The organism is Streptomyces sp. NPDC001204, assembly GCF_053598035.1.
The window spans coordinates 85711-98284 of sequence record NZ_JBSFJL010000014.1 but is presented as its reverse complement, the minus strand read 5'-3'; the positions used below and the strand labels follow the sequence as shown (position 1 = coordinate 98284).

General features: G+C 73.2%; 11 protein-coding genes. 8 read left to right on the top strand and 3 right to left on the bottom strand.

The features are described 5' to 3' along the window. Positions 1-62 precede the first annotated feature (62 nt). A complete protein-coding gene (locus ACWC91_RS20675) occupies positions 63-779 on the top strand; it encodes an HNH endonuclease family protein (RefSeq protein WP_225074809.1) in 717 nt (238 codons plus the stop codon). A gap of 155 nt (positions 780-934) precedes the next feature. Here ACWC91_RS20675 and ACWC91_RS20670 read toward each other — a convergent pair whose 3' ends face one another. Together ACWC91_RS20670 and ACWC91_RS20665 are read right to left on the bottom strand one after the other, a co-directional pair. Further along, positions 935-1717: a hypothetical protein gene (locus ACWC91_RS20670; protein WP_225074810.1), complete on the bottom strand. Its 783-nt coding sequence runs from the start codon at positions 1715-1717 to the stop codon at positions 935-937. 228 nt (positions 1718-1945) lie between these two features. Then, complete coding sequence (locus ACWC91_RS20665) at positions 1946-2413, bottom strand: hypothetical protein (RefSeq protein WP_225074811.1); 468 nt, start codon at positions 2411-2413, stop codon at positions 1946-1948. A gap of 190 nt (positions 2414-2603) precedes the next feature. Here ACWC91_RS20665 and ACWC91_RS20660 point away from each other — a divergent pair, with 190 nt between their 5' ends. The 3 genes from ACWC91_RS20660 to ACWC91_RS20650 all read left to right on the top strand — a co-directional run bounded on the left by ACWC91_RS20660 (position 2604) and on the right by ACWC91_RS20650 (position 7419). Continuing rightward, positions 2604-4835, top strand: coding sequence for an N-6 DNA methylase (locus tag ACWC91_RS20660; RefSeq protein ID WP_450643888.1), 2232 nt, complete (start codon positions 2604-2606; stop codon positions 4833-4835). A gap of 248 nt (positions 4836-5083) precedes the next feature. Next, a complete protein-coding gene (locus ACWC91_RS20655) occupies positions 5084-5878 on the top strand; it encodes a hypothetical protein (protein WP_376500198.1) in 795 nt (264 codons plus the stop codon). Continuing rightward, a complete protein-coding gene (locus ACWC91_RS20650) occupies positions 5875-7419 on the top strand; it encodes a serine/threonine-protein kinase (protein WP_225074814.1) in 1545 nt (514 codons plus the stop codon). Before ACWC91_RS20655 ends, ACWC91_RS20650 begins: the two co-directional genes overlap by 4 nt. 84 nt (positions 7420-7503) lie before the next feature. Here ACWC91_RS20650 and ACWC91_RS20645 read toward each other — a convergent pair whose 3' ends face one another. After that, positions 7504-7887 (bottom strand): hypothetical protein, encoded by a 384-nt coding sequence (locus ACWC91_RS20645; RefSeq protein ID WP_225074903.1) that lies wholly within the window; start codon positions 7885-7887, stop codon positions 7504-7506. Between the two features lie 301 nt (positions 7888-8188). Here ACWC91_RS20645 and ACWC91_RS20640 point away from each other — a divergent pair, with 301 nt between their 5' ends. From ACWC91_RS20640 to ACWC91_RS20625, 4 genes are all read left to right on the top strand, one after another. Continuing rightward, positions 8189-9016 (top strand): glycoside hydrolase domain-containing protein, encoded by an 828-nt coding sequence (locus tag ACWC91_RS20640; RefSeq protein ID WP_225074815.1) that lies wholly within the window; start codon positions 8189-8191, stop codon positions 9014-9016. Positions 9017-9215: 199 nt separating this feature from the next. Continuing rightward, positions 9216-9863, top strand: a complete 648-nt coding sequence (locus ACWC91_RS20635) for a SurA N-terminal domain-containing protein (RefSeq protein WP_281154469.1) — start codon at positions 9216-9218, stop codon at positions 9861-9863. Positions 9864-10041: 178 nt separating this feature from the next. After that, entirely contained in the window at positions 10042-11031 is a 990-nt protein-coding gene (locus tag ACWC91_RS20630; RefSeq protein WP_450642068.1) for a nucleoside triphosphate pyrophosphohydrolase, read from the top strand. Positions 11032-11147: 116 nt separating this feature from the next. Next, entirely contained in the window at positions 11148-12401 is a 1254-nt protein-coding gene (locus ACWC91_RS20625; protein ID WP_281154471.1) for a cytochrome P450 family protein, read from the top strand. The last annotated feature ends 173 nt before the right edge of the window (positions 12402-12574 follow it).

Here is a 12574-nt window from a genome sequence, read left to right as displayed (position 1 = left end):
GCACCAGGTGAAGGACGCCCGAACCAGGGGCGGGACCAGGCAGGTTAGGGGAGGGGCGCAGCGTGACGCGTCTGAGGGGCGGGGCGGTTGCGGCTGCCGTCGTGGCACTGTTCGTGACCGGATGCACGGAGCAGCTGGATGGCGGCGCGAGCGGACCGGAGCCGGTGAAGACCGGCGGCGAGGCGCTCGCCGCCGCCGAGTCGCTGACCGTCAAGGGGCGGTCGCCGAAGACCGGTTACGTCCGGGAGAAGTTCGGCACCGCCTGGGCGGACACCGACTCCAACGGCTGCCCCACCCGCGACGACATCCTCAAACGGGACCTGAAGCAGGTGCGGTTCACCGACGGGGACTGCAAGGTGTCGTACGGCGTGCTGGAGCGGGACCCGTACTCCGACAAGGAGATCGTCTACCGGCGTGGGCGCAGCCAGGTCGACATCGACCATGTCGTCGCCCTCTCGGACGCCTGGCAGAAGGGCGCCGCGTACTGGGACGCGAGCAAGCGCATAGCGCTCGCCAACGACCCGCTCAACCTGATAGCCGTGGACGCGAGCGCCAACCGCTCCAAGGGCGACGGCGACGCGGCGACGTGGCTGCCGCCCGCCAAGTCCTACCGGTGCACGTACGTCGCCGCGCAGGTCGCGGTGAAGAAGAAGTACGAACTGTGGGTCACCGCGGCCGAGAAGACCGCGATGAAGAAGGTCCTGTCCACCTGCCCCGGCCAGAAGCTCCCCTCGGGCGGCAATCCGACGAAGGCACCGGAGCGGTTCCGGGCCCGCTGAGAAGCGGCCGGCGTCGCCGCCACGCGCCGTGACGTGATGCCCGGTGGCCGGGGAGGCGGGTGTTCCTCCCCGGCCGGGGCGGCGGTCCGTACCCGCTCCCCCCAGAGGGGTGAGGGACCGCCGGAGGGGTGGTCGGTCGGGACGCCGTCCGGGCCTCAGAGGCTGTCGAGGTCCAGCACGTCCTTGTCGGCGGGCGGCACCGCCGGGACCGGCTTGCCGTAGTCCGTGAAGGAGATGTCCTCCGGCTGCTTCGCCGTGGTGTTCTCGATCCGCAGCAGGTACGGCTTGCCCTCGGTGGCGACGTAGAGGGTGTAGCGGTCCTTGCCCTCGGCCTCGGTGAGGGTGAACGCGGGGGTGCCGTCGAGGGTCGTCGCCTCGCCCTTGCGGGCGGCCGAGCGGGTGTCGTCGAAGTCGGCGAGCAGCTTGTCGAGGTCGCAGAAGTCGGCCAAGTCCTTGGCGTCGTCGCTGTCGGCGCCGGTCTTCACCCAGCGGTCGGCGAGCATGTCCACCACACCGTCGGTCTCGGACTTGGACTGGCCCTTGCCCTCGGAGCGCAGGTACGCCTCGTCGAACTTCATGTAGACGGTGTCGTCGGTCCTGATGAGGGCGACCTCGCCCTCGCCGTGCATGCCCAGGGTCCCGGCACAGTGGCCCTCGCGGTCCAGGGCCAGGTCGAGTTCGATGGTGCCCTCGTCGTCGGGGACGCTGCCCTTCAGGGTGAGGGAGGTGGCGCTCCGGGTGGCCTTGAGCGCCCTGTCGACGATCTCCTGCCCGGACAGGTCGGCGAACGGGGCGCGTTCGGCCGTGGCGCCGGCGGAGCGGTGTGCCTTGCCCTTGGCGTCGCCGCCCGCCGTGTCCGGCTTCTCGGAGCCGCACGCGGTGAGCGCGAGCGAGGCGGCGACGGCGGTCAGGCAGAGAGCGGCGGCGGTGTGACGCATGGGTCCCCCCGAGGATGGCGTGAGGTGGATGAGCTGCTGTCGCGCCGTGGTGACGGCACGGGCAGGGGGCGGTGGTGCGGCGGGGAGCACCGAGGGCCGGGGGCCCGGTGCGGTGCGGGGCGCGGGGTGCGAGGCCCCGGTGCGGTGCGGCATTGGGTGCGGGGGCCCCGGTGCTGGAGGGGAAGCAGGGGATGAGGGGCGCGGGGGCGCGGGCCCGGTCCGCCTGCTCTAGAAGTTGCCGTTGCCGAGCAGTTCGCCGTCGGCGTCGTAGACCGTGACGAGGCCGTTCTTGCTGTGCTTCCAGTCCGCGAAGGCGGAGGCGATCAGCTTGGCGGGACCCGTCCCCTTGCCCATCAGGCCGCCGGTGAAGTCGGTGTGGACGTCGACGCTGTCGAGGATGTCGTTCTGCTCGTCGGCGCCCTGGACCTTGGTGACGTGGGCGACGGCCTCCTTCTCCTTCGCGGTGCCGTTCTTGTTCACGAAGGCCTTGAACTGGTCCGCCTGGGAGGCCTTGGCGGCATCGGACTTCTTGTCCTTGGCGCCGCCCTTGCCGGAGGTGCCGCCGCTGGCCCCGTCGGCCGCCGCCGAGCTGGACGAGTCGCTCTTGGAGTCGCCGGTGTCGGCGCTGCACGACACCGCGCCGATGATCGCGAGACCGACGGCGGCACTCAGCGCGAGCTTCGTCTTCATGCCCATGAGAAATCCCTCCCGAGGATGGCGGCCGCCGATCCGGCGGCCGCTCGTTCCGATGGGTCAATCAGAGCAGGCTTTGTGAACCGAGTCAACATGACAGATTTTGTTTTATCGATTCACCTCGTGAAGGCGGCTTTCGGGCGTCCTTGGGTATGCTCGACGCCACAGAGCCATCACGAGGGGAGCCGCGCGGGTGCAGGACAACGCCACTGAGGTGACCGCCGCCGGAATCGCACGCCTCGCTGGGGTCGGCCGGGCCGCCGTCAGCAACTGGCGCCGCCGCCACGCCGACTTCCCCCGGCCCGTCGGCGGCACCGAGGCGAGCCCCGCCTTCGCGCTCGCCGAGGTCGAGGAATGGCTGCGCAAGCAGGGCAAACTCGCCGAGGTCCCGCTCCGCGAACGGGTCTGGCAGCAGCTCGCCGGACACCCCGCCGGCCCCGTCACGGCCCTGGTCCACGCGGGCTGCGCCCTCCTCCTGATCCGCGACCGGCCCACCGAATGGCTGAAGCTGAGCGGTCTGACCGACGCACGTATGGCGGAGCTGCTGCCCGCCAAGCTCGCCAAGGCCCTCACCCGGCGGTTCGGTTCACAGGCCGCTGTGAACACCGAGGGCGCCACCTCCGCCCCGGTCGGCGCGGACCACAGTTCACAGCCGGCTGTGAACACCGACGGCGCTCCCTCCGCCGCCGCACCCGGCTCCGGCCCGATGACGGCCCCCGCCGGCCACACCGGCCACACCGGCCACGCGGCCCTGACCCTGCCCGGCCCCGCCGAACTGGCCGCCTCCGTACCGCTGCTGCGGGGCGTCGGCGAACTCGCCGTCGAACTCGGCACCCGCCGCGCCTTCGAGTTCCTGCTCGGACGGCAACTCGACGCCAACCCACGTCAGTACACGCTGACTCCGGCCGGGCCCGCCGCCCTGATGGCCGAACTCGCCGGCCGGCCCCGTACGGTGCTCGACCCCGCCGCCGGCACCGGCGCCCTGCTCGGCGCGCTCGGCTCGCCGACCGCCGTGTACGCACAGGACGCCGCCCCCGAACTCGCCGCCCTCACCGCGCTGCGGCTCGCCCTGAGCACCGACGCCGAGGTGCACGCGCGCGTCGGCGACACCTTGCGCGCCGACGCCTTCCCCGGCCTCGCCGTGGACGCGGTGCTGTGCCATCCGCCGTTCAACGAGCGCAACTGGGGCCATGACGAACTCGCCTACGACCCGCGCTGGGAGTACGGCTTCCCCGCCCGCACCGAGTCCGAGCTGGCCTGGATCCAGCACGCCCTCGCCCACCTGCGCGACGGCGGCACCGCCGTGCTGCTGATGCCGCCCGCCGCCGCGTCCCGCCGCTCCGGCCGCCGCATCCGCGCCGACCTGCTGCGGCGCGGAGCCCTGCGCGCCGTGATCGCGCTCCCCGCCGGATCGGCGCCCCCGTACAACATCCCGCTGCACCTGTGGGTGCTGCGCCGCCCCATCGCCGGAGCCCAGCCCTCGACACCCGAACTGCTGCTCGTGGACACGGCCGCCGCCGCCGACGGGCGCGCCCGCGGCGACTGGCAGGACGTGCGCTCCGCCGTCCTCGACGCCTGGCGGCCCTTCGACCGCACCGGCACGGCCGACGAGCAGCCGGGGCTCAGCCGCTGCGTACCGGTGATCGACCTCCTCGACGACGACGTCGACCTCGCCCCCGCCCGCCACCTGCCGCTCCCGGCCGACGGCGGAGCCGAGCGACTGGCCGACGTCGGCGCACGCCTGGGCGACACCCTGCGGCTCGCCGCCACCCTCGCCCCGCCGCCGCCCGCCACCGCGGCGCCACCGGCGCGCTGGCCGATGACCAGCGTCGGCGAACTCGCCCGCGCCGGCGCCCTGGTCCTGCGCGCCTCCGGCAGCTCCGGTCCTGCGGCGGCGTCACACCCCCGTACCCCGGCCGCGGGCCGGCCGGCCCGCGCGGGCGTCCCCGTCCTCACCGACCACGACGTCCTCGCCGCCGCCGCGCCGTCCGGGGTGCTGCCCGACGGGGAGCCGGCCGAGGACGTCGTGCTCACCGAAGCCGGCGACGTCGTCGTGCCCGTCCTCGGCGGGGGGCGCGTGGCCCGCGTCGTCGACGAGCGCACCGCAGGGGCCGCGCTCGGCCGCAACCTCACCCTGCTGCGCCCCGACCCGGCCGCGCTCGACCCGTGGTTCCTCGCCGGATTCCTGCGCGGCACCGCCAACAACCGCCAGGCCAGCAGCTACGCGTCCACCGCGACCCGGCTCGACGTGCGCAGGCTCCAACTCCCCCGGATCCCGCTGGAGCAGCAGCGGACCTACGGCGAACGGTTCCGCGGCCTGGCGGCCTTCGAGGACGCGCTGCGACTGGCCGGACACCTCGGCGAGCAACTCGTGCGGGGCATGTACGACGGCCTGACCGACGGGACGGTCCCGCCCGGCGGCTGACGGACCGGCGGCCGGCCGGCCGGCCGAGCGGGCGGCGCGGCGGTGCGCGGCGGTGCGGCGGTGCGCGGCGGTGCGGCGGTGCAGCGGGGCGGTGCGGCGGGAACGGGAGACGGCAACGGTTCGGTACATCCCAAGCCGGTTGTCCGGGTGGACCGATACCCTCGGAACACGCTCGGAACACCCTGGTTCCGCACCGTACGCAACGTCCCCGCAGGCGCCCCGCCAGGGCCTCGGCACTAGGAGCAGTCATGCACGGCCCCGGCTACGCGCCGCCGCAGCCTCCGCGCCCCTCGACCGCACTGGTGGTCGGGCTCAGGGTGCTGTTCGTGGCTCTCTCGGTGCTGAGTCTCGGCTTCCTGGCCTGGGGCACCATGCTGCGCGTCGCCTGCATGACCCGTGCCCGGCGCGACTGGGCCCTGTTCGTCCTGTCGCTCGTCCTCCTTTTCGTGGGGTGCGTGTTCGTCGGCGTCGACGGGACCGGCGAGGAGGGCGACCCGCAGACCTGGCGCAGCGATGTCGGTGTCGGGCTGCTCCTGCTCTCCGCGTTCGGCAGCGTCGGCTACTTCCTGTACCGGGACCTCCGCCACCACGAGGCCCTCCTGGCCGGCCGGGGCGCCCCCAGTGCCACGGACGCCACCGTCGTGTACGGCTACCCGCCGTCCCCCGCCCCGCAGAGCTACGGTCCGCCGCCCGCCCCGTACGGCGGCCCGCGGCCCGCGCCCTACTCCCCGCCGCAGCCGGGCCCTTACTCCCCGCCGCCGCCCGCCTCCTTCCCACCCGCGCCGAACCCGGCGTCCGCGCCCGCTCCCCACGCGCTGCCCCAGCAGCCGCAGCGTCCCGCGCCCGCCCGGATCGACCAGGTCCGCGCCGAACTGGACGAGTTGAGCGACTTCCTGCGCGGCCAGGACAACGGTCCCGGTCAGGGCGGGCAGGCCGGCCAGGGCGGGCAGACCGGGCCGGGCGGGCAGACCGGGCCGGGCGGAGCCCCGGGCACCGGGGAATCCGGGTTCACCACGAGCTGGGGCGCGGGAGACGGCCGGTGACCGCACGCGTCGTCGCCGGACGCTACGAACTGTCCACGCTCATCGGACAAGGCGGCATGGGCCAGGTCTGGACGGCCTACGACCAGCGGCTCGACCGCCGGGTCGCCGTCAAGCTGCTGCGCCCCGACAAGGTCGCGGGACCCCACAGCCAGGACGCCGCCGAGCTGCGCCGCCGCTTCGTCCGCGAGTGCCGCGTCACCGCGCAGGTCGACCACCCCGGCCTGGTCACCGTGCACGACGCGGGCAGCGAGGACGAGAACCTCTACCTCGTCATGCAGTACGTCGACGGCGCCGACCTCGCCGACCACCTCGCCGAACACGAGCCGTACCCCTGGCAGTGGGCGGTCGCCGTCGCCGCCCAGCTGTGCGCCGTGCTGTCCGCCGTGCACGCCGTGCCGATCGTCCACCGGGACCTCAAACCGCGGAACGTGATGGTGAAGCCGGACGGCACCGTCACCGTCCTCGACCTCGGCGTCGCCTCCGTCCTCAACGCCGAGACCACCCGCCTCACCCGCACCGGCTCACCCATCGGCAGCCCCGCCTACATGGCCCCCGAACAGGCCATGGGCGGCGCCGTCGGCCCGTACACCGATCTGTACGCGCTCGGCGTGGTGCTGCACGAACTCCTCAGTGGGGACGTCCCGTTCGCCGCCTCCACCGCGGTCGGCGTGCTGCACCGCCACCTCTACGAGCCGCCGGTGCCCGTGCGCCGGCTGCGCCCCGAGATCCCCGACGCCCTCGAATCCCTCGTGCTGCGGCTGCTCGCCAAGGACCCCCAGCACCGCCCGGCCAGTGCCCAGGCGGTGTACGAGGACCTGCTGCCGCTGCTGCCCCCGCGCGGGCCGCACACCGGCGGACCCCTCGATCCCACCCGCCCCTTTTTGCGCCCGCACGCCCCCTGGCCCGACCGCGCCGTCACCCCCGCGCCGCGCCCCGAACCGGCCACCACCGGGACCGGCGGCCACCACGATGTCGCCACCGCCGTAGACGAGGTCAAGCGGCTGCTCGGCGAGGGCCGCATCACCCAGGCCGTCGACATCCTCGGCGCGATCCTCCCGGCCGCCGCCGCCCAGCATGGCGAGCACTCACCGGTGGTGCGCACCCTGCGCAAGCAGTACGCGGCCACGCTGATGGACGACGGCCAGTACCGGCGTGCCCTGCCCGAGCTGCGACGCCTCGCCGACGAACGGGCCACCGAGGCGGGTGCCGCCGACCCGCAGTCCCTCCGGTTCCGCTACGACGCGGCGCAGTGCCTCGAACAGCTCGGCGAGCCGGCCGCGGCGCTCACCGAGTACCGCGCCCTGCTGCCCTACTTCGAGAACCGGTTCGCGGAGAACCCGTACACGGCCGCCGACCCCGACCTGCCCTTCGAGATCCGCCGCCGCATCGGGCACCTGCTGCTCGCCCTCGGCGACCGGACCGCCGCCCACGACACCCTGCTGCGCCTGCTGCACGACGCGGAGCGCCGGCACGGACCCGTGCATCCCTTCCCCGCCGAGATCCAGCGCACCCTGCAGTGGCTGGGCCAGGTGCACGGCTGACCGGTGCGGGTTCGGCGCGCGTACGGGGCCGGGGCTCAACGCCCCCGTACGGGGGCGCGGTTCAACGCCCGCGCGGGGCGCGCTTCAGCGCCCGTAGGGGTAGCCGTACGTGCCCTGCGGCACCGTGGGCGAGGAAGGGGCCGCCCCGTATCCGGCCGCTGCCACCGCTTGCGGCATCCGCCGGTCGAACACGGCGAACAGCAGCATCCCCGTCGCCGCCATCAGGCACAGGATGATCACGATGCCGAGCACCGCGGCGGCGTCGCTGTCGTCGGGCACGACGGACAGTCCCGGCATCACGGTGCACTCGTACAGGACGAACGAGGCGAAGGCGCCCCAGTCCGACCCGCGTCCGCGGCGGATCGCCACGTACAGGAACGGCACCCACACAAGCATGCCCAGCGAGCCCCAGACCAGGACGGACCAGGCGATCCGCTGGAACCAGCCGGCCTCCAGCCGCTTGTCCATCTCCACCCCCAAGCGCTCCGCCGCTCGGGGACGGAGTCGTCGCAGGGCAAGATTAGGCCACGGCGGGGGGTGCGGAGGCCGCTTGTGGACGACGGGCCGGGCGGCGGGAGGCCTGATCGCCGGAGCTTGTGCCGCCCGAGCAGGCCGGACCGTCGCATCGCAGGTAGCACGCGTGTTTTTGCTGCGCCTTGAGTGATTCTTGTGCGCTGCGAGGCGATCACTTGTCAGGCCGGAGACATTCCGTCGGTTAATGTGCCTCAGCACACGCGCGACCGGCACGTACACGACAACAGGGGTGGGGATGGCCGAGCACCGGCAGTCGAAGAAGCGCAGGTACATCACGTGGGCGGCGGCCGGAGCCGTCGTCGTCGCCGGCGCCGGGATCGCGGCCCAGACCTCCATGGCGGCCACCGCCTGGCCCGCCCAGAAGACCTTCACCGGCCGTGCCTTCGACACCTGCTCGGCACCCTCGCTGAGCGCCATGAAGGCCTGGAACACCGGCTACTACGGCGCCGCGGCCGTCTACATCGGCGGCAAGAACCGCGGCTGCGCCCAGCCCAACCTGACCGCCTCCTGGGTGAAGTCGGTCAGCTCCATGGGCTGGAAGCTCATCCCGCTGTACGTCGGCGCCCAGCCGCCCTGCCAGAAGAGCGCCAACCCCGAGCGGCTCACCGCCGCCACGGCCGCCTCCCTCGGCACCAGCGACGCCAAGGACGCGGTGGCCAAGGCCTCCGCGCTCGGCATGAAGGCGGGCAGCCCGGTCTACCTCGACATGGAGCCGTACGACATCACCGACAAGGCGTGCAACGACGCCGTGCTCACCTATGTCCGCGCCTTCGACAAGGTGCTGCGCGACAAGACCTACCGCGCCGGCTACTACGGCTTCACCAGCTCCAGCGCCAAGGCCATCGCCACCGCGACCAACAAGACCGACCTGCCGGGCAACCTCTGGTACGCCCTCTGGGACGGCAAGGAGACCACCACCACCGACTGGCCCTGGGGTGCCAACCAGTTCACCGACCACAGCCGCGCCCACCAGTACATGGTCAACAGCAAGGAGACGCGCGGCGGCGTCACCATCACCGTCGACCGCGACTGGTGGGACGCTCCGGTCGCCATCACCGGCTGAGAATCCGCAGGGCGCGGATGCGGCCCGACGGCTTCCCCGCCACGTCGGGCCTCCCCTTGTGCGACGGCGCCCGAAGACGGTGCCCGAAGTCGTGGTGAATCGTTGGTCGAATGGGTTGGCCAGAGCCCGGCCGCTGCCTACCATCGATCATCGCAAGACTTTGTGCACCGCCGCACAATCTCCACAACGGGAGGTTTCCTTGCACCGCCGCCGTCGCACCGCGCTCGTCCTGTCCGCCACGATCCTCGCGGCGGCACCCCTGCTCACCGCCTGTGGAAGCGACGCGCATCCGGGCGCGGCGGCCGTGGTCGGCGGCCAGCGGATCACCTTCGGGCAGTTGCAGAGCCGGGTCAGCGAGGTGCGCGAGGCGCAGCGGGCCGCGGTGGCCGACGAGGCGCAGTACCAGCAGACCGTCGTCTCGACCGGCACGCTCGCCCGGGACACGCTGCACCAGATGGTGCTCGACCAGGTGCTGGACCGCGCCGCCCGGAACGCCGGCCTCAGCGTCAGCCGCGGCGAGGTCCAGCAGCTGCGTAGCGGTCTCGAGCAGCAGGCGGGTGGCGCCAAGGCGCTCGAGGACACCTGGCTCCAGCGGTACGGGGTGCCCCCGCAGCGCCTCGACGACAACCTCCGCCTCCAGGTGAAGGCGCAGAAGCTCGCGGCGCATCTGCACACCGACGCCGGCCAGCCGGCCTTCTGGAAGGCGCTGTCCGAGGCCTCCGCCGACCTCCACGTCGACCTCAACCCGCGCTACGGCACGTGGGACGTCGAGAAGAGCACCCTCGTGAACGCCAAGACGCCGTGGCTGCGGGACGTCTCGGCGGCGGACGCGAAGCAGTCGGCCTGACCGGAGGCCGGACGCCGGACGGCCGGACCTGTGGACAACCGGGCCGGGGGCCGGCCCTCGGCCTGTGGACAACCGGGCCGGGGGCCGGCCCTCGGCCTGTGGACAACCGGGCCGGGGGCCGGCCCTCGGCCTGTGGACAACCAGGGGCGACGTCGCGGGCGTGCGTTACGTTCGGACCGTGAACACCACCAGCACGACCACCTCCGCAGCGGCCACGGGCCGGATCGTCCTGCTCACTACCAGCCACCGGGTCGCCCCCGGGCTGCTGTCCTGGCCCGCCTGGCAGGTGCTGCGCGCGGCCGACCGGGTGCTGTGCGCGGATGGCGCCCATCCGCAGCTGCCGTATCTGCGCGAGGCGGGCATAGCCGTGGACGAGGCGGCACCGAGCGCCGAGGGACTGGTGGACGCGTGCGCCGGCGGCCGTACGGTCGTCGTCGTGGCCACCGGCGAGGGCGAACCCGCCCTGACCGACGGACTGGCCCGCCTGGCCGGCTCCGGCCGTGTGAACATGCCGGAGCTGGAGCTGCTGCCCGCCTCCTACGACCTGCCCGGCGCCCGCCTGCTCGACCTCGTCCAGGTCATGGACCGCATCCGCGCCGAGTGCCCCTGGTCGTCCCGGCAGACCCACAAGGGCCTGGCCAAGTACGGCATCGAGGAGGCGTACGAGCTGGTCGAGGCGATCGAGGACGGCGACCGTGAGGAACTGCGCGAGGAACTGGGCGACGTCCTGCTCCAGGTGGTCTTCCACGCCCGTATCGCCGAGGAGGACTCCGAGGAGCCGTTCTCCATCGACGACGTGGCCGGCACCATCGTCGCCAAGCTGATCCACCGCCACCCGCACGTCTTCGGTGACGAGACCGCCACCACCCCGGAGGAGGTCAAGGCGCACTGGCTGCGCACCAAGGCCGAGGAGAAGCGGCGCACCTCCGTGACCGAGGGCGTCCCCCTCGGCCAGCCCGGCCTCGCCCTCGCCGCCAAGCTGGCCTCCCGGGTCCGCACGGCGGGCCTGGAGGTCCCCCTCCCGGCGAGGGAGGGCTTCGGATACGAGCTGCTGGCACTGGCCGCCCGCGCCGAGGCGGAGGGCGTCGACCCGGAGGCGGCACTGCGCGCGGCGGCGCGCGCGTACCGGGACGCGATCGTGGAGACAGAGGGCACCCGAAGGCCCTGAGGGGCGCGGGCGGGGCGGCAGGGTGCCGGGGACATCGCCGCCGGGGACGGGGAGGGCCGGGGCGGCGGCAGGGGCGGAAGCCCTTGCACCGGATTCCCGGCGCTAGGGTCAACCGTATGCACGACCAGCCACCAGCCCTGTTCACCTGGGAGTTCGCCAGCAACCCCTACCCGGCCTACGCCTGGCTGCGCGAGCACGCCCCCGTGCACAGGACCCGCCTGCCCAGCGGAGTGGAGGCCTGGCTGGTCACCCGGTACGCGGACGCCAGGCAGGCCCTGGCGGACCAGCGGCTGTCCAAGAACCCGGCGCACCACGCCGAGTCCGCGCACGCCAAGGGCAAGACCGGCATCCCCGGCGAGCGCAAGGCCGAGCTGATGACCCACCTGCTGAACATCGACCCGCCGGACCACACCCGGCTGCGCCGGCTGGTCAGCAAGGCGTTCACCCCGCGCCGCGTCGCCGAGTTCGCCCCGCGTGTGCAGGAGCTGGCCGACGGACTCATCGACGGGTTCGCCGGGCGCGGCACCGCCGACCTCATCCACGAGTTCGCCTTCCCGCTGCCCATCTACGCCATCTGCGACCTGCTCGGCGTCCCCCGCGAGGACCAGGACGACTTCCGGGACTGGGCGGGCATGATGATCCGCCACGGCAAGGGCCCGCGCGGCGGGGTCGCCCGCTCGGTGAAGAAGATGCGCGGCTATCTCGCGGAACTCATCCACCGCAAGCGCGAGGCGCTCCCGGCCGAGCCCGCCCCCGGCGAGGACCTCATCTCCGCGCTCATCCGCGCCTCCGACCACGGCGAGCACCTCACCGAGAACGAGGCCGCCGCCATGGCCTTCATCCTCCTGTTCGCCGGTTTCGAGACCACCGTCAACCTCATCGGCAACGGCACCTACGCCCTGCTCACCCACCCCGAGCAGCGGGACCGGCTCCAACGGTCCCTCGCCGAGGGGGACGGCGGCCTGCTGGAGACGGGAGTGGAGGAACTCCTGCGCTACGACGGGCCGGTGGAGCTGGCCACCTGGCGCTACGCCACCCGGCCGCTCACCATCGGCGGGCAGGACATCGCCGCCGGCGACCCGGTCCTCGTCGTCCTCGCCGCCGCCGACCGGGACCCGGAGCGGTTCGCCGGCCCCGACGTCCTCGATCTCGGGCGGCGTGACAATCAACACCTCGGCTACGGACACGGCATTCACTACTGCCTCGGCGCACCGCTCGCCCGCCTGGAGGGCCAGACCGCGCTGGCCACCCTCCTCACCCGGCTCCCGGACCTGCAACTGGGTGCGGATCCAGCCGAGTTGCGCTGGCGCGGAGGGCTCATCATGCGCGGACTGCGAACGCTGCCGGTGCGGTTCACACCCGGTCGGTAAGTCGCGGGGAAGCCGGACAAGGCAGGAAAAGGCGCCTGCCGCCGCACCACGCCTACCCACTGACGGACACGAAGATGACACATGTTCAACGGTGTGATCTTCACGTGATCTGTGCGGCATGAACTTGTGACAAGCGATCGTCAGCCGATACTTTCACCCATCAGCGTGGCGCC